Origin of the sequence: Microbacterium maritypicum, assembly GCF_041529975.1 — a bacterium.
In the GTDB taxonomy this organism is placed as follows: Bacteria; Actinomycetota; Actinomycetes; order Actinomycetales; family Microbacteriaceae; genus Microbacterium.
The window spans coordinates 1,367,405-1,386,282 of the sequence record NZ_CP168030.1; the positions used below are offsets into that span (position 1 = coordinate 1,367,405).

24 protein-coding genes are annotated in these 18,878 nt (G+C 69.9%); 5 read left to right on the plus strand and 19 right to left on the minus strand.

Annotation, left to right across the window (positions count from 1 at the left end; all coding sequences use genetic code 11):
• Positions 1 to 7: 7 nt before the first annotated feature.
• Positions 8 to 214 (minus strand): CDGSH iron-sulfur domain-containing protein, encoded by a 207-nt coding sequence (locus ACCO44_RS06585; RefSeq protein ID WP_372469025.1) that lies wholly within the window; start codon positions 212 to 214, stop codon positions 8 to 10.
• Positions 211 to 1,263, minus strand: a complete 1,053-nt coding sequence (locus ACCO44_RS06590) for an iron-containing redox enzyme family protein (protein WP_372469026.1) — start codon at positions 1,261 to 1,263, stop codon at positions 211 to 213. Before ACCO44_RS06590 ends, ACCO44_RS06585 begins: the two co-directional genes overlap by 4 nt.
• 163 nt (positions 1,264 to 1,426) lie before the next feature.
• On the opposite strand from ACCO44_RS06590, the gene ACCO44_RS06595 reads away from it, so the two are divergent.
• On the plus strand, positions 1,427 to 2,692 hold the full coding sequence (locus tag ACCO44_RS06595) for a hypothetical protein (RefSeq protein WP_372469027.1): 1,266 nt from the start codon (positions 1,427 to 1,429) through the stop codon (positions 2,690 to 2,692).
• Here the strand turns inward: ACCO44_RS06595 and ACCO44_RS06600 are convergent.
• The 7 genes from ACCO44_RS06600 to ACCO44_RS06630 are packed head-to-tail and all read right to left on the minus strand — an operon-like array spanning position 2,579 to position 7,990.
• Positions 2,579 to 3,064: a hypothetical protein gene (locus ACCO44_RS06600; RefSeq protein ID WP_146114816.1), complete on the minus strand. Its 486-nt coding sequence runs from the start codon at positions 3,062 to 3,064 to the stop codon at positions 2,579 to 2,581. The genes ACCO44_RS06595 and ACCO44_RS06600 overlap by 114 nt on opposite strands.
• Positions 3,061 to 3,624 carry a hypothetical protein gene (locus tag ACCO44_RS06605; RefSeq protein ID WP_105710537.1) on the minus strand — a complete coding sequence of 188 codons (564 nt, stop codon included), beginning with the start codon at positions 3,622 to 3,624 and terminating at the stop codon, positions 3,061 to 3,063. The genes ACCO44_RS06600 and ACCO44_RS06605 overlap by 4 nt, the downstream gene beginning before the upstream one ends.
• Complete coding sequence (locus ACCO44_RS06610) at positions 3,621 to 4,271, minus strand: hypothetical protein (RefSeq protein WP_372469028.1); 651 nt, start codon at positions 4,269 to 4,271, stop codon at positions 3,621 to 3,623. Before ACCO44_RS06610 ends, ACCO44_RS06605 begins: the two co-directional genes overlap by 4 nt.
• A 9-nt stretch (positions 4,272 to 4,280) precedes the next feature.
• A complete protein-coding gene (locus ACCO44_RS06615) occupies positions 4,281 to 5,084 on the minus strand; it encodes an endo alpha-1,4 polygalactosaminidase (protein WP_372469451.1) in 804 nt (267 codons plus the stop codon).
• A gap of 47 nt (positions 5,085 to 5,131) precedes the next feature.
• Entirely contained in the window at positions 5,132 to 6,529 is a 1,398-nt protein-coding gene (locus ACCO44_RS06620) for an MFS transporter (RefSeq protein ID WP_105710535.1), read from the minus strand.
• A 43-nt stretch (positions 6,530 to 6,572) separates the two neighbouring features.
• Positions 6,573 to 7,715: a YbdK family carboxylate-amine ligase gene (locus ACCO44_RS06625; protein ID WP_372469029.1), complete on the minus strand. Its 1,143-nt coding sequence runs from the start codon at positions 7,713 to 7,715 to the stop codon at positions 6,573 to 6,575.
• 8 nt (positions 7,716 to 7,723) lie between these two features.
• Positions 7,724 to 7,990 (minus strand): Rho termination factor N-terminal domain-containing protein, encoded by a 267-nt coding sequence (locus tag ACCO44_RS06630; RefSeq protein WP_372469030.1) that lies wholly within the window; start codon positions 7,988 to 7,990, stop codon positions 7,724 to 7,726.
• A 120-nt stretch (positions 7,991 to 8,110) separates the two neighbouring features.
• Between ACCO44_RS06630 and ACCO44_RS06635 the strand changes: the two genes are divergently transcribed.
• Positions 8,111 to 8,275 (plus strand): hypothetical protein, encoded by a 165-nt coding sequence (locus ACCO44_RS06635; protein WP_017201713.1) that lies wholly within the window; start codon positions 8,111 to 8,113, stop codon positions 8,273 to 8,275.
• A gap of 78 nt (positions 8,276 to 8,353) precedes the next feature.
• Here the strand turns inward: ACCO44_RS06635 and ACCO44_RS06640 are convergent, their stop codons facing one another.
• Positions 8,354 to 8,563, minus strand: coding sequence for a CsbD family protein (locus tag ACCO44_RS06640; protein ID WP_029261061.1), 210 nt, complete (start codon positions 8,561 to 8,563; stop codon positions 8,354 to 8,356).
• 189 nt (positions 8,564 to 8,752) lie between these two features.
• Here ACCO44_RS06640 and ACCO44_RS06645 point away from each other — a divergent pair, with 189 nt between their 5' ends.
• Positions 8,753 to 9,154 (plus strand): hypothetical protein, encoded by a 402-nt coding sequence (locus tag ACCO44_RS06645; RefSeq protein ID WP_091028412.1) that lies wholly within the window; start codon positions 8,753 to 8,755, stop codon positions 9,152 to 9,154.
• Positions 9,155 to 9,194: 40 nt separating this feature from the next.
• Here the strand turns inward: ACCO44_RS06645 and ACCO44_RS06650 are convergent, their stop codons facing one another.
• Positions 9,195 to 9,542, minus strand: coding sequence for a hypothetical protein (locus ACCO44_RS06650; protein WP_372469031.1), 348 nt, complete (start codon positions 9,540 to 9,542; stop codon positions 9,195 to 9,197).
• Positions 9,543 to 9,840: 298 nt separating this feature from the next.
• Here ACCO44_RS06650 and ACCO44_RS06655 point away from each other — a divergent pair, with 298 nt between their 5' ends.
• On the plus strand, positions 9,841 to 10,335 hold the full coding sequence (locus ACCO44_RS06655; protein WP_029261064.1) for an FBP domain-containing protein: 495 nt from the start codon (positions 9,841 to 9,843) through the stop codon (positions 10,333 to 10,335).
• On the opposite strand, the gene ACCO44_RS06660 is transcribed toward ACCO44_RS06655, so the two are convergent.
• The 6 genes from ACCO44_RS06660 to ACCO44_RS06685 form a co-directional block, all read right to left on the minus strand.
• Positions 10,332 to 11,171 carry a PaaX family transcriptional regulator C-terminal domain-containing protein gene (locus ACCO44_RS06660; protein WP_372469032.1) on the minus strand — a complete coding sequence of 280 codons (840 nt, stop codon included), beginning with the start codon at positions 11,169 to 11,171 and terminating at the stop codon, positions 10,332 to 10,334. The genes ACCO44_RS06655 and ACCO44_RS06660 overlap by 4 nt on opposite strands.
• The gene (locus ACCO44_RS06665; protein ID WP_372469033.1) at positions 11,161 to 12,399 is read right to left on the minus strand and encodes a kynureninase; all 1,239 of its coding nucleotides are present in this window, start codon (positions 12,397 to 12,399) and stop codon (positions 11,161 to 11,163) included. Before ACCO44_RS06665 ends, ACCO44_RS06660 begins: the two co-directional genes overlap by 11 nt.
• A gap of 2 nt (positions 12,400 to 12,401) precedes the next feature.
• Positions 12,402 to 13,355, minus strand: coding sequence for a hydrolase (locus tag ACCO44_RS06670; RefSeq protein WP_372469034.1), 954 nt, complete (start codon positions 13,353 to 13,355; stop codon positions 12,402 to 12,404).
• Positions 13,355 to 14,206, minus strand: a complete 852-nt coding sequence (locus ACCO44_RS06675; protein ID WP_105710530.1) for a tryptophan 2,3-dioxygenase — start codon at positions 14,204 to 14,206, stop codon at positions 13,355 to 13,357. Before ACCO44_RS06675 ends, ACCO44_RS06670 begins: the two co-directional genes overlap by 1 nt.
• A 70-nt stretch (positions 14,207 to 14,276) precedes the next feature.
• On the minus strand, positions 14,277 to 15,332 hold the full coding sequence (locus tag ACCO44_RS06680; RefSeq protein ID WP_372469035.1) for an alpha/beta hydrolase: 1,056 nt from the start codon (positions 15,330 to 15,332) through the stop codon (positions 14,277 to 14,279).
• A 43-nt stretch (positions 15,333 to 15,375) separates the two neighbouring features.
• Positions 15,376 to 15,900, minus strand: coding sequence for a TetR/AcrR family transcriptional regulator (locus tag ACCO44_RS06685; RefSeq protein WP_262001414.1), 525 nt, complete (start codon positions 15,898 to 15,900; stop codon positions 15,376 to 15,378).
• Positions 15,901 to 15,981: 81 nt separating this feature from the next.
• Here ACCO44_RS06685 and ACCO44_RS06690 point away from each other — a divergent pair, with 81 nt between their 5' ends.
• A complete protein-coding gene (locus ACCO44_RS06690; protein ID WP_372469036.1) occupies positions 15,982 to 16,692 on the plus strand; it encodes an MBL fold metallo-hydrolase in 711 nt (236 codons plus the stop codon).
• A 150-nt stretch (positions 16,693 to 16,842) separates the two neighbouring features.
• On the opposite strand, the gene ACCO44_RS06695 is transcribed toward ACCO44_RS06690, so the two are convergent.
• Positions 16,843 to 17,400, minus strand: a complete 558-nt coding sequence (locus tag ACCO44_RS06695) for a cysteine hydrolase family protein (RefSeq protein ID WP_372469037.1) — start codon at positions 17,398 to 17,400, stop codon at positions 16,843 to 16,845.
• Positions 17,397 to 18,839, minus strand: a complete 1,443-nt coding sequence (locus ACCO44_RS06700; protein WP_372469038.1) for a cytosine permease — start codon at positions 18,837 to 18,839, stop codon at positions 17,397 to 17,399. The genes ACCO44_RS06695 and ACCO44_RS06700 overlap by 4 nt, the downstream gene beginning before the upstream one ends.
• Positions 18,840 to 18,878 lie beyond the last annotated feature (39 nt).

The following is an 18,878-nucleotide window of genomic DNA, read 5'->3' on the forward strand; positions in this document are numbered from 1 at the left end:
GCGGCGATCAGTCGTCGGTGCGGAAACCCGCCGCCTTGTGGGTGCCGTCGCAGAACGGCTTGAGGGTCGAGAGCCCGCAGCGGCACAGCGCCACGGTGCGGCGATTCGGCTCGATCGGCTCACCGTCGGCGGTGCGCAGTTCGACGGCGCCCCGCACGAGCAGCGGTCCGTCGGGATAGGGCGTGATCGACGGCGGCTCGGTCCGGGCATTCATGACGCCACCCGCGGTCGGAGCGACGAGGTGCCCGCCTGCCAGGACTCCAGGATGTGTTCGCCGCCCCAACCGTCCACCGTCAGGCACGCCGCCGCGCCGAACAGGATGTCGGGCAGCAGCTCGGGGTGGTCCTCGGCGAGGCTCCCTGCGAGGTCTCGCGCGGCGATCTGCTCGTGCACCGCATCCGCCTCGACGTGCTCCTCGAAATAGGCCGCCACATCCGGGTCGAACCCCAGACGATGCAGGCCGTCGGCATACAGGCGGCAGGGGATGGACGAGGTCATCTCGAATGCGGCCAGGTGCCCGACGATCGCGCCGACGAGGCGGCGGTTGAGCCCGAACATCGACATCATGTTGTGCGAGGCGAGAGTGATCGCCGGCACATCGTCGACGTACGCCCCGTACGTGGAATCGAGGCCCGCGGCACGCATCGCGCGGGCGAAGAGCTCGGCATGCACGCGCTGCGGTCGCCCGCCGCCGTACTCGTCCGACTGGATCTCGACGAGGGCGGCCTTGGCGCGTCCCTGCAGGCGGGGGATGGCCCAGGAGTGCGGATCCGCCTCGCGCAGCGTGTACACCGAGCGCTGGATGAGGGTCTCCTCCGCCTGCTCCCTGGTGGCCTTCTTCGCGATGTGCCGCGAGAGGCTCGGTCCCGTGTCGGCGGCGGCCAGGGCGAAGAGCGCGCGGCCGACGGCGTCCACGGTCGGCTCGGGAGACTCCGGCATCGGCACCCTCGCGCGCAGCGCGCTCTCGAACGTCTCCTCGAGGATCCGGCGGGTGGTGAGAAGGGCGGGGTCCCACTCCAGGTCGGCATCGAGCTGCGGGAGCGATCCGTAGGACGAGGCGTAGAGGACGAAGAGCGCGAGCTGGATGTCGTCGTCGCGCACCACGTCAGCGCTCGCCGCCACGGCAGCGGTCGCGAGGCCCGTGTGGTCGGCGGCAGTGGTGTCGTCGCCCGTCAGGTGCGACATGACGGCGTGACTCAGCGGCCCTCTGTCGGTGAAGGGGAGGGTTGCGGCCGGGGCGGATGCCGGGGCGGATACGGTCATGAACAGGGCTCCCATCGGTGCGATGCTTCGTATCCTGCCGCGTGTGGATCATCCGCTCCAGGGACTTGACGCAGACGGGCGTGCGGGGCATACGCGCCGCGGCGCGGGCGGGGTGTCGACATCCGCTCCGCAGGGGCAGTCAGCGAACCGGTACCGTGGGGGCATGATCCCGGCCGTGCGCACCTTCGGGCGCCTCCTCGCACGGCACGGTCTCGCGTTGGCGGCCTGGTATCTCGCCGGCGAGGCTCTTCACGAGATCTTCGTGCAGCTCGCGGGTTTCGTAGGCGGACTCACCACGCTCGGCGGACTCCTGCTCCTGCCGCTCGCCGTGGCCGCGCGCCTGGTGTCGTACGTCGCCATGTACCTCACGGTGCAGCGGTCGCTGCCGCACAGCGCATCCGACCACCGCCCGGGCTACCGGCAATTCGCGCAGACGACGCTGGTCGCCATCCTGCCGTTCTTCGCCTTCTATGCCGCCTGGGGAATGCTCGACGTCGACATCAAGGCGTTCTTCAACATCGCGAGCGGCATCGCCCTGCGCGACGCCAGCTACGACGCCGCCCAGGTCGGCGACCGCGGCGGCCTCATCGCGGTGGGCGTGCTGCCGGTCGCCGTGCTGGTCATCGCGCTCGTCGTGCGCGTGCTCCTCGCTCGGATCGGCGGGAGACTGCCGTCGTGGACGCTCGCGCTCGCCGCGTACGCCGAGGTGGTCTGGACCTTCATGCTCTTCACCCTGGTGGGCCAGTGGTGGGCGCAGGCCAAGGAGTGGATCGCCGAGCGAGCGGGCATCGCCTGGTTCGAGGGCATCGGCGACTGGTTCGGAGCCCACGTGCTCCCGGTGGCGACGCTGTGGGAGACGGTGCTGTGGCTGGTCGGACTGGTGGTCGCCGCGGTCGTCGTGCCCGCGGCATGGTTGACCGTGGCCGGCGTCATCTACGGCACGACCTTCGACGCGACTCCGGCGGTGCTGGGGCGTATCGAGCAGGCGCCCCCTGGTGCGGTGTCGAACCTCGCGCGAAACCTCGCACTCCGCCTCGAAGGGCTGTGGGCGGCACTGGCCCTGATCTGGCGCGGCGGCCCCGTCGTGTTCGGCTGCACGGCACTGGCGTATGCCGTGTGGTCGTGGGCCGAGCAGGTCGGCTCGCGCGGCGTTCTGCAACTCGTCGGCGCGCACGACACCGCGTTCTGGTCGGGCTTCTTCCCGCTTCTCCTCGTCGCCGTGGCCGCCGTAGCTGAGCCGCTGCGTGTCGCGATCGTGGCGACCGCCTTCGACACCGTGGTGGGTCGCCCGGAAGCACGGATGGGCACACGCGAATCAGGGTTCGATGGGGAAGCGCGCGATCTCGTCGGTGCCGGGGATGTCGAGCACGAACGGCCCGTCGGCGTCGTCGGGGAGCAGGAACACCGCGAGGATGACGGAGGAGCCTGACTCCTTCTGGCAGCCCGACTCGCCCTCGTCGTAGGGCACGTCGAGCACGGACCGGGCGTTGGTCCAGACGCGCGCGCCGTCGGTCTCGGCGAGGGTGAACATCCCGCATCCGGCGGACTCGCCCTCCGCCCTGGCATCGATCCGGATGCTGAGTGTCCGCGATCCCGCCGGTGCCTCGAACTCATCCCAGCGGGCGGAGTCCAGACGGAGTGTCTGCCCGGCGACCTCGGCCCTCCCTTCTTCCGCATCCTGCACCTGCGTGCTCTTCGGGGCGGCAGGCAGCACATCGAACCAGACGTGCACAGCGATCGCGGCGGCCGCGGCCACCACGAGCGCCACCAGCGCGAAGCGCTGTGTCCGCCACCAGGTCATGGCGCCCCCAATCGCGGCTCGTCGAGTTCCCTGTCGGTCTCCTGCGGCACCTCATCGAGCGAGAGCGGGAAGGTGATGACGTCGTCGAGACGCGGCGTCGGGTACTCACCGGTGAGGCGCAGCTCTCCGTTCCCGGTCCGCAGGCCCTCCGGAAGCTCGAACGCCAGTGTCCCGACGGTGTCGGTGCCCACTCGCAGCTTGGCCCGAAGCAGCGATGTCGGCGGACGCTCGCTCGCCAGGAATACCTGCCCGTCGACCACGAGGCTGGCGACGCCGATCACGGCGTCCTCCTCCGTCGTCGGTGCGGACACGGCGAGTTCGATCACGAGCCAGTTCCCGTCAGCCTCCCACTTGTCCGCCACCGTCAATCTGTCGGCGAACGAGGTCTCCTGCACCGCGGCGATGAGGGTACGGGAAGTCGCCGTATCGTCGACGGCCACCCTCGTGAAGAAGGGATCGGTCAGCGCATCCTCGGGCGGTGTAACCGCCGTCACCACGCCGGCCGCGAGGACGAGTGCGACACCCGCGACCCACGGAACCCATCCGCCGCGCGCGCTCACGGATCGACCTCCACGGGGGTGCGGGCGATCAGGTCGGTCCGCCGCCACGTGATCGCCGACGGCGAGAGGATGACCTGGCCGGACTGCTCCCTGGCGTCGTACACATCGAGGTGGGCTTCGTGCTCGTCCAGCGCATCGTCGGCGACGGGGAAGGCGATGCGCACGTCGGCGGGGACGCCGGGTTGCAGCACCACCGCGCGCAGCGAACCGTCCGTCCGCCAGGAGCGCGCGGTGTCGGTCACGGTCACCCCGGAGAGTTCGAGAAGCGGTGCGCTCGACGAGAGGAGCCGTGAGGCGACCTGGTCGGCCGTGCCCTCCACCCCGACCGCGCGGTCGGACAGGTTCTCCAGTCGCACCGTGACGATGAGCAGTGTCTCGCCCGGCTCCGCCTCCAGATACTGCTCCTCGACCTCGTCGGTGACCTCGGCGTCGATCACGGTCACGGTGTACAGCGAGGTGCGCACCTCGCTGCCGACGGGAACGAGCAACGGCTGCGTCGTCGCCGGAGCGAGGCCGCCGAATGCCACGAACGCGCCCAGCAGGCCGACGATCGCGACCACGACGGCCCAGAGCGGCACCGCCGCACGGCTGAAGGCACCGGAGGCGGCCTGGCGTACGGAATCGACCACTCCGCCTGTCCTCGTCACGCCGTCAGCCTAGCGACAGGTCTCGAACACGTAGTCGTCGTCGGTCGGGGTGACCAGGTCGCGGTCGCGGAGCACCATCGATGCCGGGGAGTCGTCGTCCGCACACATCTCGGCGAACGGGCGGGGCAGCTCGTCGGCGTACTCGATGTCGATCACGTGATCGCCATAGACCGCCGCGTAGGCGCCGCACTCGACGTAGACCGCGCACTCCTCGGTGACAGCGAAGTCGAACCCGGCCCGCTCGTGCAGCACGGCCGCGTCCTCGGCCGTGTTCTTCTGCCCGGCCGCGAGGCCGGCCGTATGGGCCGCATCGACGAACAGTGTGGCCAGCGCCAGGTTGTCGTCGAACGAGAGCGCCCCGTCCGACCGGGTGTGCGAGTCGAGGTTGTCGAACTCGACGGCGTCGAAGCCGGCATCCGCGCACCCCTCGATCCACGGGATCACCGTGGCGGCGATCCGGTCGCGGCGCTCGGCTGTCGACGTGTCGAGCAACGCCTCGTCGGGCCAGTCCGGGTCGAAGACCACCTCGCCGTCGCGCCGGAGCAGGAGGTCGCGGGGCCAGGAGTCGAGTTCGTCGGGCTGTGTCTGGAACCCGTTGACGTAGCAGATCGAGTACACGCCCTCAGCCGGCTCCGCGCTCCGGTCCCGGCCGACGATCCCGACCTCGGACGCCGGTTCGTACGCACCACCGAGCTGGTAGTCGGGGGTCGCGCCGGACGGCGGAAGGCTGAACGACGCGGCGGGTGCCGACGATTCGCCGGACGCGGGGGGAGCGGCGGGCGCCGCGCATCCGCCGAGCGCCAGCACCAGCATGGCGGCGGCGAGCAGCGCCCCGCCCCGGCGCGTCCCCGAGGGCACGGTCACTGCGGGGCGCCGGACGCGGCGACGTCGGCCGGCGCCGGTTCGGCCGGGTTGCGGCGGATGCCGATCCACGACACCACGCCGCCCACGACGAGCAACGCCGCCGTGACCCAGGCCGCATTGTGGAAGCCGTCGAGGTCGAGGGTGCCGCCGACGATCGTCGAGAGCATCGCGACGACGAGCAGACCGGCGACGCGGGAGATCGCGTTGTTCACCGCCGAGGCGATGCCGGAGTGGTTCTCGTCGATCGCCCCGAGGATCGCGGCGGTCAGCGGCGCGACGGTGAGCGAGAGGCCGAGACCCATCACGATCATCGCGGGCAGCACCTGCCACCAGTAGTCGAAGTCGTCTGCGACGAGCAGCAGCATGAGCGCGCCGACCGCCATGATCAGCGGACCGATGGTCATGAAGATGCGCGGCCCCCACCGGCCGGCCCACTGTCCCGCGCGGGAAGAGATCAGGATCATCAGGATCGTCATCGGGAGGCTCGCGAGCCCGGCCGCCGTGGCGCTGAGACCCGCGCCCTGCTGCAGGTAGACACCGACGACGAAGCCGTTGAGCGACAGTGCCGCGTACACGAAGAGGGTGGCGAGGTTGCCCCAGCCGAAGTCGCGCACCCGGAACAGCCACAGCGGCATGAGCGGCGAGGCCGAGTGCTGCTGGCGCCACAGGAACAGGGCGAACAGGGCAGCGCCCACGACAGCGGGGATCCAGATCGCCGGCGACTGCCACCCCATGTTGGGCTGCTCGATCAGGGCGAACACCACGGCGCCGAGGCCGAGGGCGCACAGCGCACCGCTCCACCAGTCGACCTTGATGCCGCGCGGGTGCTCCGGAAGCTTCAGGCGGGCGAGCAGCAGCAGGGTGATGCCGATGGGGATCACGTTGATGAGGAAGACGAAGCGCCAGGACAGGTAGTCGACGAACAGGCCGCCGAGCAGCGGGCCGACGAGTTGCGCGCCGGTCGTGAAGGCGGTCCACACACCGATCGCCCGGGACTGCACGTCGGCGCGCATGGTCGCGGTGATGAGCGCGAGCGAACTCGGCACCAGCAGCGCGCCGGCCGCACCCTGCGCGGCCCGGGCGATGATCAGCATGAGCGGATCGAAGGCCGCGGCCACCGCGATGGAGGCGATTCCGAACGCGATCAGGCCGATGCGCATCACCAGCACGCGGCCGTAGGCGTCGGACACCGATCCGGCGAGCAGGATCAGCGCGCTCAGCGTGATCAGGTATGCGTCGACCACCCACTGCTGGGTGGTGATGCCGCCGCCGAGTTCGCGGCTGATCGCGGGCAGAGCGACGTTCACGACGGTGCCGTCGAGGAACGTCACGAACGAGGCGAGCACGGCGATCGAGATGACGAGCCGCTGGAGCGGGGCGAAGGAGGAGGCCACAGGCCGACATTACTCCCGGCGGCGGACACCCGGGCGGCGGTGGTCAGGCTGCCGGCGCGGGCGCGGGCTCCTGTCGTTCCCCGTGCGGATCGGGTCGAGGCGCAGCTGGTGCCGGGTGAGGTGCCGGCGTTCCGGCGCGGAGGAGTCGCGCGAGCCCGGCCGTCCCATCCTGCTCGACGCTGCGGCGCTGCCGGGTGGCGCCGGTGCCGTCGGTGCGCAGCCGGGCGAGCCCGTCGTGCACCCACTCCTCGTCACCGAGTTCACGAAGCGCCGGGGCGATAACGCCCTGCATCCGCTCGGCGACGGTCCGCGCGTCGTCGATCTCCCCGGTCGTCGGGTCGATCACGCGCGCGTCCATGCCGCGGCGAGCAGCGGTCCACAGCGACGCGTCGATCACATCTGCGCCGATCGCGGCGGGAGGCGGGTCGTCGGTCAGCACGATCGCGCGGCTGAGCAGCGCGGCGAGCACCGATTCCTCCGGAGTCAGCTGCGCATCGAAGACCCGCACCTCGACCGTCGGGTAGCGCTCCGAGATGCGCACCGCCCAGGAGAGGGAGGCGGCATCGGCGATGGCCCGCAGATCGATGAGTCGCTGCACCCCCGCGCGGTAGTCGGCGAGATCGCGGAAGTGCGGCGGGCTCCACGAACCGGGCAGACGACGGATCAGGATGCTGCGCCAGCTGGCGAAGGAGGTGTCGCGGCCCTCCACGAACGGGCTGTTCCCGGTGAGGGCCAGCAGCACGGGCAACCAGCCGCGCACCCGGCCGAGGGCGCGCACCCGCTCCTCGTCGTCGAGCACCTCGACGTGCACGTGCAGGCCGTTGACCTCGTGATCGTGGGTGAGATGGCCGAGCTGCTCGGCGACCACGTCGTAGTGCGGGGACGGGGAGACGGCGGAGGAGCGCGTCGTAGCGAACGGTGTTCCCGACGAGGCCGCGATCGCCTGCTGCTCCTGCGCGTGCCACCCGATCAGCTCGCGCAGGTGTCGCAGCTGTGCCTCGGCATCCGCTCCGGTCGAGACGGGCTCGGTGAGGCACTCGATCTGCGAGGTCAGATACTCCTTCGTGACCTCGCCGCCGGTGCGGAGCCGCGTGATGCGCTCGCGCGTGCCGGCGGCCAGGGCCACGGGCACCAGCGAGTGCTCATCGAGGAAGAGGAACTCCTCCTCGATGCCGAAGCGGGTCATCCCCGGCCTCAGTGATTCCTGAGGGCGGAGATCAGCTCGGACTTCCGCTTTCCGCTGTAGCCGGTGAGTCCCAGCTCCTTCGCGCGTTTGCGCAGCTCCGGAACGGTCCAGTCGTCGTAGTCGCCGTGTTCTCCGCCACGGCGCCCGACGGTGCTGCGACCTTCCTTCGCGGCGGCGTTCGAGATGCGCGCCGCCTTCTCCTTGGACGCCCCGTCGTCCCTGAGCTCTTCGTACAGCTCGGGGTCCTTGAGCGAACTGTTCCGTCGTCCTGGCATTGGTTCATCCTTTCGCGCACTCGGAGGGTAGAAGTCAACCCCCTCGGGAAGATGGCTCCGGGGAGCTAGCGTGGGGTCACCGCAGGCGGGCGTTCGCGCCCCGAAAGAAGGGAAAGACCGATGAACATCCTCCTGATCATCGTCATCGTCGTCGCAGTGATCCTCGCGATCACCGGAGGACTGGTGCAGTCGCTCCAGTTCCTCCTGTGGGTCGGACTCGTCCTCCTCGCGATCGCTGTGATCGCCTGGTTGATCCGAGCGATCAGCGGCAGCCGCAAGGTCTGACCGAGGTCTGATCCCGAAGAGGTGGGGCCCGCCCGATGGCGGGCCCCACCTCTTTGCCGTTTCCGGGGGACTCTCGTCCTACTTCTTGTCGAACGCGTCGCGCACGCTGTCGCCGGTCTTCTCGGCGGCGTCCTTCACGTTCTGACCGGCCTGCTTGGTCGAAGCCTTGACCTGATCTGCCTGGCCCTCGGCCTCGAGACGCTCGTTGTCGGTGAGCTTGCCGACGCCCTCTTTGACCTTTCCTGCGGCCTTCTCGGCGGCGTTCTTGACGTCATCTGCAGCACTCATGTTCTGCTCCTCTCCTAGGGCGGATTCGATTGATCCCGACCTTTCCACGCGTGCGCGGAACGGGCCACGGGATTGACAATCCGGCCCGCTCATGTCAGCGTTCCGCCCCATCGACGCGGGGTCCCCGAGGGACTAGCCTGGCGCCAGGCGGGTGGTCCTGCCCGCGGACCTCGAAGGAAGCGGTGAGCGATGGACTCGATGATGATGGGCGCCATGTCGAAGAACATGGAGTCGATGCCCGACATGGGCATGATGGACATGTCCGTCATGCAGGCGTGCATGGATGCGTGTGCCGCGTGTGAGCAGGCGTGCACGGTGTGCTCGACGCAGATGATGGACTGTTCGCCGGCCTGTATGAATTGCGCCGACATGTGCAACACCATGATGCGCTCGATGATGCGGATGCAGGGCATGACCCCGGCCTCGATGATGGCCATGCTCAACGCGTGCATCGCGATGTGCCAGGTCTGCATGGACGAGTGCATGCGGCATGCCGACGACAGCGACGTGTGCCGCATGTGCGCTCAGGCGTGCCAGGCGTGCATGGATGCCTGCATGGCCATGAAGGACATGATGATGGCGAGCGCCTGAGGCGCGATCGTTCTCGACGGCCCGTCGATGACGGGCCGCGTCAGACGGTGGCGACGTTGAACTGCGTGCGCCCCACGGCGAGCACGCCGTAGCGGGCATGCAGCGCGACCGGCGTGCCCGGGGCCGCTTCGAGCGCCGCGCCGGATCCGTTCCACAGCTCGTGGACCTCGCCGTCGAGCGTGCGCACGACGAGGTCGCCGGCGACGGTATCCGTTGCCACGACCAGGGCGTCGACCCACTCGGCGGGTGTCGCCGAGGCGATGCGCGCCTGGATCAGGTGCAGCGCGTGGCCGGGTGCGAACGAGGAGCACCGGTCGCCGCGGCTGCACATGCACGCTGCACGCTCACGCACCGGGAGGGGCGAAAGGCGGTTCAGCGGCGTGGACACGGTGGTCTCCTTCAGGATCGACGTTCCGGAAAGACTAGGTCGGCTTCCGGGTCGGATCCAGGCGGGCCGACACGGAGTGAAACAAACGGGTGTAGTCTCTCGGGGTGCTGTCGTCGATGAGCGCCCCTCGGGCGCAGAGCGGAGCTGCAGGCGCCTTCCGCGCCGCAGGCAGAGGCTGAGGACCGGCCGGAGGCGGAACCCCCGTCCCCGGTGCTGCGTCGTACCCCGGCATCCGTCCGGGGATCCTCACCCCGATCGACTCGCCCTCCGGGGCGACCACTCCGAAAGCACTTCTCCCATGCGTCCCATCGACGAGCGCGGCATCCGCGCCTCCTTCCTCAACGCCTCCCGCAAGGAGGTCTCCGACCTGACCCTCCCGCCCGGCTTCGCCGAGATCGACTTCGATCGGCTCGACTTCCTCGGCTGGGTGGATCCGAAGATGCCCCGCCGCGCGTACGTCGTCACGTGGGTCGACGACGCCCCGGTCGGCGTGTTTCTGCAGCGTGCCGAGCAGCGCGTGATCGCCCGGGCGCAGTGCTCCTGGTGCGAAGACGTCACGCTCCGCAACGACGTGCAGTTGTTCGTGGCGCGCAAGGCCGGGGCCGCCGGACGCAAGGGTGATTCGATCGGCGTGCTCACGTGCGCTGAGTTCGGCTGCAACCGCAACGTGCGCATCCTCCCGCCGCTGGCGTACCAGGGCTTCGACCGCGAGTTCGCGCGCGATCTGCGCATCCTGCGTCTGCAGGAGCACGTCGCCGGCTTCCTCGCCGAGGTGGCGGGGCCGAGGTCCTAGACGGCGCGTGCGCGTCCGGTCGTCCGGGCGCGCACGTGCGCGCGGGCGGGAGCGGCCAGCTCGGCGGAGAGCCGCGCGAACTCCTCGAAGCTGCGTCGTCCGGGCCAGTCGGCCGTCAGCATCGACGGCGGAAGCCCGGGATCGGTGTACGGCAGCACCCGCCAGCGGTCGATCAGCTGCACGTACGCGGCGAACGGCTCGGACGGCAACGCGGTGAGCTGGGCCTGGAAGGCGAGGTGCTCGGCGCGCAGCGCCGCGAGATCCCACCACTGCGCCGCGGCTTCCTCGAGCGTGCCGGCCGGCGCGGGGGCGGACGCCTGGAACAGGGTCGCCCAGCTCCGGGCGTCGAGCTCTTCCAGGATCTGCTCCACCTCCTCCTGGAGATGCCCCGGACAGATCCACAGCGCGGGGGAGACGACCCCGGCGCCGATCCACTGCAGGCGGCGGCGCAGCTGGTGGCGGATGCTGCGTGCGCTCTCGGGGATCGAGAACGAGATCAGGCACCAGGGGTCGGCATCCGTCATCTCGCGCATCTCGAAGATGCGGCGGTCTCCGCGCTCGAGCATCCCGACGGCGGCCGGGTTGAGGCGATAGCCGATCCCGGCGTCGCGCTCCGCGAGCAGGAGCCCTTTCTGTTTCAGGCGGGTGATGCCGGTGCGAGCGGGGCCCGCCTCGATCCCGAGGTCGCCCGCGAGCGCGACGAGGTCGGCCGCCGAGATCCAGCCGCCGAGCGGGCGCAGGAACACTCCGACGAGTGTCCGCAGCAGCGAGGCGGTACTGCCGGGGCGTGCGTCGATGTCGTCGAGCACGGGCGCGGCGGCGAGGTCAGAAGTCACCGGACTCCAGGGCATCGCGCACGGCCAGGACCCCGGTGATCGTCTCTGCGTGCGAGGTGCTCAGCGGGGAGAGCCCGAGGCGGATGCCGTCGGGGAAGCGGAAGTCGGGGATGATGCCGTCGGCCCACAGCCGTCGCGTCACGTCACGGAAGTCCGGGTGGCCGATCGTCACGTGGCCGCCCCGGAGATCAGCGTCGCGCGGGCTCAGCAGCCGCACGCCGAGAGGTGCGAGCACCTCGTCGTACGCGCGCACCGCGAGGTCGGTCAGCGACTGAGACTTTGCCCGGACACCGGCGATCGTGGACTGCTCGATGAGGTCGAGCATCCCCTGCATCGCGAGCATCGACGTCACCGGCGGGGTGCCGCTCAGCAGCTGACGGATGTCTCCCGACGGCACGTACTCCGGGCCCATGGCGAAGATGTCGGCGGCGCTCCACCAGCCCTGGATCGGCTGACGCAGCACGCCCTGCAGTCCGCGGCGCAGGTAGGCGAACGCGGGGGAGCCCGGTCCGCCGTTGAGGTACTTGTAGGTGCACCCGACGGCCATGTCGACGCCCCACTCGTCGAGCTGCATCGGGATCACCCCGGCCGAATGGCAGAGGTCCCACATCATGAGCGCGCCCGCGTCGTGCACCGCCGCCGTGATGCCGGGCATGTCCGCCAGGGCACCGGAGCGGTAGTCGACGTGGCTCAGCGAGACCAGGGCGGTGCGTTCCGACACGACGGCCTCGACGTCGGCGACGGTCACCCCGTGCACGGCATCGGGTTCGAGCCAGCGCAGCGTCATGCCCGTCTCGGCGGCGACGCCCTCGGCGAGGAATCGGTCGGTGGGGAAGTTGCCGGCCTCGATCACGAGATCGGTGCGGTCAGGGTCGGCTGATGCGGCGGCGCGCATGAGCTTGTAGATCAGCACGCTCGTCGAGTCGGCCACGACGGTCTGGCCGGCGGCTGCGCCGAGCGCGACCCGGCCGATGCGGTCGCCGAGCTCCATCGGCAGTGCCATCCACTGCTCGTCCCACGAGCGGATGAGCCGCGTGCCCCAGTCCTCCCGCACGAACGCGGCGAGCTTCTCCGGGATGTCGCGCAGCGGGCGGCCGAGCGAGTTGCCGTCGAGGTAGGCCGTGACGCCCGGAGCCTCGGCGAACGCGTCGAGGTGGGCGCGCAGCGGATCGGCGGCGTCGAGGGCACGGGCGGCGTCGAGCAGGTCGGTATCGCGGGAGTCGGTCATCGTCACACCTTCAGATCGGCGGGGGTGAGGGGGCGGGCATCGAGCGGGTCGGCGGCCGCGGGGGTGCCTCCGGGGAGGAACAGGAGGGGCGAGGCGGGGTCGAGCGGGTCGACCGGGGAGAGCGCTCGCCAGAGAGCCGCGTCGTCGAGCCCGGCCTCGCGGAGGGCGGCGATCTCGCGCGGGTTCAGGTCGACCGGCATCGGCCCGTTGCCCAGATCTGTGCCGTAGAGCACGGTGCCACCCGCCGCGTGGAAACGGCGGACGTTGTCGATGGCGATCTCGCGCTCGGGGTCGTCGTGGATCGCGAGGGTCGAGATCCACGAGGCGCTCGCCGCCTGCCGGCTGATCTCGGAATCGCTCAGCCGTTCGGTGAAGGGCGCGTGGGCGAGGCGGGCGGCGCCGAGACCGACGACCCGCTCCGCTTCGCCCGCGCCCTCGGCATGTGCGACGACGAGGAGCCCGCGGTCGGCGGCGAGCCCGACGATGGTGCGCAGGAGCGAGTCCGAGAACACCGGCCCGGCGGTGCTGTTGCTGGTGACCTTGATGCACGAGGCTCCAGCCGCGGCCATCTCGGTCACGGCCGCGGCGGCGGCATCCGCATCGGCGATCTCCCGCACCGACCCCTCCGGCGCCCAGGAGCGGTCCGACGGATAGCCGCCCGGCGCGGTCAGGAAGGCGCCGCCGAACTCGATGCGGACCTGGTGGACAACGAGCCGCCGAACAACGTCCGGATTTCCGCCGAGATCGACCACCCGGCCGAGGCGCGAGCCCGCCAGCGGGGAGTGATCCACGAGCTGCAGGTGCACGTGATGGTCGGTGAATCCGCCGACGACGACACCGTCGAGGCGGGGGAGTCCGATGGTCGCAACCGCTTCCTGCAGCCGCACGCGCCCGTCGACGAGCTCGACGACGCCCTCGCGCCAGCCGATCCCGTCGAAGAACGTGGCGGCGGGCATCAGCGGCCGATCTCCGTGCGCACGGTGTAGAGCTCGGGGAAGAAGGTCAGATCGAGGGCGCGCTGCAGGAAGCCGACGCCGCTGGAGCCGCCGGTGCCGACCTTCATGCCGATCGTGCGGGCGACCGTCTTGAGGTGCCGGAACCGCCAGAACTGGAAGTTGTCCTCGAGGTCGACGAGGTCCTCGCACGCCTCGTACAGGTCCCAGTACCGGCTCGGGTCCTGGTAGATCTCGCGGATCGCGGGTACGAGCTCCGGCGTCTCACGGTAGGGCTCGCGCACATCGCGGTCGAGGATCTCGGTCGGGACGGGCAGTCCGCGGCGCGCGGCGAAGCGCAGGAACTCGTCGTACAGCGTGGGCTTCTCCCACTCGGCGGTGAGCAGCGCGAGGTTGGCCGGGTGGTCGGCGAAGACGCTCAGCATCTTCTCGTTCTTGTTGCCGAGGGCGAACTCCACCGCGCGGTACTGCACGGACTGGAAGCCCGAGGAGTTGCCGAGCGCCCCGCGGAACTGCGCGTATTCGGTGGGCGTCAGGGTGGCGAGCACCGACCACTGCTGCGTCATCACATCCTGGATGCGCTTGACGCGGGCGATGCGCTTGAGGGCTTCGCGCAGGTCGTCTCGGGCCAGCAGCTCGCGGGCGGAGGAGAGCTCGTGCAGCAGCTGCTTGAGCCAGAGCTCGGTGGTCTGGTGCTGGATGATGAACAGCATCTCGTCGTGGTGCTGCGGGTCGCTCACCGGATGCTGCGCGGTGAGCAGCTGGTCCAGCGCCAGGTACGACCCGTAGGTCATCCGCCCGGAAAGGTCGGTGACGATCCCGGATTCGAGGGCGCGTTCGTTCTCGGTGTGCATGCGCCGAACATATCACTTCTGAGTCGATCGTCACAGAAGTGAAATGTCTGCGCGGTGCGCAGTGAGACCGTCAGCGTGTGGTGTTCGCGTCCAGGAAGTCGATCGTCTTCTGCAGAGCGGTCCGCGCATCCGGCAGGTCGAGGTGGAACTGGTACTCGTGCGGGAGCTGCGGTTCGTGCGGTGCGGGCCAGAACTGTGTCGTCACGTCGACCCCGAGCTCATCCAGGCGCTTCGCCATCGGGATCGACTGCAGCCAGGTGAGCCCATCGCCGTTGCCGCCGGAGATGTAGGTCGTCGGGAAGTCCTCGGTGACCCAGTCGATGGTCGACATCGTGGCGCCGGTCGAGTCCTCTGCCCAGGTCTTCGTGCCCGAGTAGGCCCACATGGCCGATTTGAACCCCCAGCCGGCGATGCCGTCGAGCTGGGCGAGAGCCGACAGGTCGTAGACGCCGCAGTTGAGCACGGTCGCGACGAGTTGGTCCGGCGCGAGCGATGGGGTGATGCCCATGATCTCGGCGTAGTCCGGGCTGGTGATGAGCGTCGCCATCTGGCTGGCGAGCTGGCCTCCGGCGGAGTCGCCCGCGAGGACGAGCTGGTCGGAGTCGACGCCGAGCTCCTCGGCATGCTCGTCGATGTAGGCCAGGGCTGCGTCGAGCTGGTGCACGGCGAGCGGATACACGCCCTCCGGGCCGATCGTGTAGTTAACGGCGATGGTCGTGTACCCCTCGGCGGCGAGGATGCGCATGTACGGGTCGACGTTCTCCTTCGTGCCCGAGATCCAGGCGCCGCCGTGGATCCAGACGACCGTCGGCAGGGGGCCGTCGGCGGATGCCGGGCGGAAGACGTCCATCGTGGTGTCGGCGCCGTCGTCACCGTAGGCGACATCCTTCTGCTCCGAGAGCTTCGTGTCGGGGACGTGCTTCTCCATCTCGGCGGCGGTGTCATCCCCGCCCTGGGTGAACACGGAGCGGATGACCATGGCTGACGGCCAGGGCGTGATCGTTCCGATGATCGCGACCACGGCGACCGCAGCGAGGATGATGCCGAGGACGATCTTCGTCCGATGCCACGGCTTGCGGGCCTTCGCCGGGCGTGCGGGTTCTTCGGTGTGCGCGTCGATGCTCATGGACCCCTCCACCGATCAGTGTGCCAGTAGTCCGGGGCCGGGGTCAGTCGGCCATCCCGGCGAGGAGTCGACGCAGGCCGTAGCCGAACGCGCGGTCGACGTCACCCCCGAGGCGGAAGGCTCCGGAGAGTTCCATCTGCAGGAAGCCCGTCGCCCAGGCGGTGAAGAGACGGGCGGCATCGAGTGCGTCGTCCTCGCCGACCAGCGCAGCTGTCGCACGGATCAGCGGCGCGGCCGAGTGATCGAGTGCATCGTGGGGCGCAGCGACGGTGAACATGAGCCGGAAGCCCTCCGGATGCGCGTGTGCGAACGCCCGATAAGCGTGGGCGAGGGCGGTGAGGTCGTCGCCCACGGCCTCGAGTCGAGCCGTGAGCGCCTCGATGGAGGCGGTCGCCACCGCGGTGAGAAGCGCGTCCCGGTCCCGGACCCGCTTGTACAGCGATGGGGCGCGCACGCCCACGCGCTCGGCAACGGCCTGCATCGTCAGTCCCGCGGGGCCGGCGATCTCGAGGATCTCCCGCCCGGCCTCGACGATCTCCGCTGTGGATGTGCGTTCGGGTGTCGGCATCGCGTCCTCCTGCATGGCTATTGACAATAGCCATGATAGCTACGTAACGTAGCCATCGCAAACACTCCGAGAGGACCCGCCATGAAGCTCGCCCCCCACCTGCACCGCATCGGCAACGACATCGTCGCCGCGTACGTCGTCGACCTGCCCGAGGGCATCACCCTGATCGACGCGGGCCTCCCCGGGCACTGGCACGACCTTCAGCGCGAACTCGACGACATCGGTCGTCCGCTCACGGACATCCGCGGTCTGGTCCTGACCCACGGCGACAGTGACCACATCGGCTTCGCCGAGCGGCTCCGTCAGGAGGCGGGCGTCCCGGTGTTCATCCACGCGGCCGACAGTCACCGGGTGCGCACGGGGGAGAAGCCGAAGACGCCGATGGGGCCCGCCAAGTTCGGTCCCACGCTGGGCTTCTTCGCCTACGGAATCCGCAAGAATGCGCTGCGCACGCACCACGTCGCCGAGGTGGTCGAGGTGGCCGACGGCGACGTGCTCGAGCTGCCGGGTGCCCCTCTCGTGATCGGAATGCCCGGTCACTCTCCCGGCAGCATCGCGGTGCACGTCCCCGCCGTGGATGCCGTGTTCGTCGGCGATGCCCTGACCACGCGGCACGTGCTGACCGGGCGGACCGGCGCGCAGCCCGCGCCGTTCACGGACGAGCCCGCCGAGGCTCTCGCCTCACTCGACCGGTTGACCGCGGTGACGGCCTCGTGGGTGCTGCCGGGGCACGGGGCGCCGTGGCATGGTTCCCCCTCCGACATCGCCGCCGCCGTGCGGGCCGCGGCCTGAGGGACCGGCCTCGGACGATCGCCCGAGCCCCGGATGGTTCCCTGAACCCCGGACGATTCCCCGAACCCCGGACGATTCCCCGAACCCCGGATGATTCGCCGATCGATCGAAGTCAATTCGTCGGCGGATCGTCATCCGCTCGGCGTTTCGTCAGGCGAGGACGGTCGCCGTGTCGCTGATCGTGATCTGCGGCGGATACAGCCCCATCACCTGCAGGGCGGCCGCATGGTTCTCGGACGTCGACCCGGCGCAGGCATCCGCCGCGATCGTCAGGTGCGTGCCCGCGTCGGCCGCGGACAGCGCCGTCGAGATGACGCAGCAGTCGGTGGAGACGCCGGCCAGCACGACGTGCGCTCCGGACCCGATGACCGCCTCGATCTCGGGACCCCACTTGCCGAACGTCGGCAGGTCGATCGTCGGATGCGGCGACAGCCCCACCGCGTCAGGGACGAGGTCGAACAGCGGATCGCCCGGCGGCTGGTCGGCGAAAGGCCACGCGGCGAAGTAGTCGCCCCACGAGGTCGACCGGTCGGCGGTCGGCATCCACCGGGTGACCAGCACCCGGTCGCCGAACGCATCGGCCAGCTCGCGGATGCGCGGCACCACCTCGGCAAAGAACGGCGATCCCCACGCCGAGTCGGGAGAGGCGAAGATCGCCTGCGGGTCGATCACCACGAGCCACGCGTCGTCGCGCACCGGAGCGGTCACACGCCCTCCTGCCGGCGGATCTTCCCGGCCCGCGCGAAGTACGTCACGAGGAACGACAGAACCAGCGCGAAGAACACTCCGAGGTTGGCGTACGCCCAGGCGCCGTCGGGGCCGCCGACGAGGAACAGCAGATAGCCCTGCCAGTTGTTCCACGGCGCATCTTCGGCGAAGCCGTTGAGCACCAGACCCCAGCCGATCACGCTCGTGACGACCATGGTGCCGATCGAGGTCCAGTCCCAGGCTCCGTAGCGGCCACGGCTGTCGAACAGCGCCTCCTCGTCGTAGTCCTTCTTCCGGCGGAGGATGTCGGCGATCAGGATGCCCGCCCACGAGGCGAGCGGCACGCCGAGCGTGATGAGGAAGCTCTGGAACGGGCCGAGGAAGTCGGTCGCGAAGAACACCACGTAGATCGTGCCGATCGTGAGGATCACCCCGTCGATCGCGGCGGCGGACGGGCGGGGGATGCGGATGCCGAGGCTGAGCAGCGTGAGTCCCGAGGAGTAGATGCCCAGCACCGCGCCCGAGACGAGGGCGAGGACAGCCGTGAGCAGGAACGGCACGAGCACCCACAGCGGCAGGATCGAGGCGAGCGCACCGATCGGATCGGCGCCGATGGCCGCCATGAGGTCGTCGTTCGAGCCGCCGAGCAGCAGGCCGAACACGACGAGGATCACCGGTGCCACCGACCCGCCGATCGTGTTCCAGGCGACGATCGCCCCGTCGGATGCCGTGCGCTTCTGGTAGCGCGACCAGTCGGCGGCGATGTTGATCCATCCGAGCCCGAACCCGGTCATCACCATGACCAGGGCGCCGATCACCTGGCCGATGCCGCCGTCGGGACGAGCGAGCACGGCGGCGAGATCGATGCTGGGCGCCGCGAGGATGATGTAGAGCACGGTGACGACACCCGTGATCCACGTCAGCACCGACTGGAGTTTCATGATCGTGTGATAGCCGAGCACGGATGCCGTGACGATCAGCGCCGCGACGATCACGGTCGCGATGATCTTGAGTGCGATGCTGTCGCCGTCGCCGCCCAGCTGCGTGATCACGGTGGCCGTGGCGAGCACCGCCATGATCGCGAGGAACGTCTCCCACCCGATCGAGGTCAGCCAGGAGACGATGCCCGGCACCTTCTGGCCCTGCACGCCGAAGGCCGCTCGCGAGAGGACCATGGTCGGCGCCGAACCGCGCTTGCCGGCGATCGCGATGAGCCCGCAGAGCAGGAACGACACCACGATGCCGATGACCGAGACGAGTGTCGCCTGCCAGAACGAGATGCCGAAGCCCAGGACGAAAGAGCCGTACGACATGCCGAACACCGACACGTTCGCCGCGAACCAGGGCCAGAAGAGGTTGCGCGGCTTCGCGGTCCGCTCGGATTCGGGGATGATCTCGATGCCCGCGCGCTCGATCAGGGCCGGCTTGATGTCCGTCATGGTCACATCCTGGCACTGCCGGGAGGCGGTCGGGCGGAG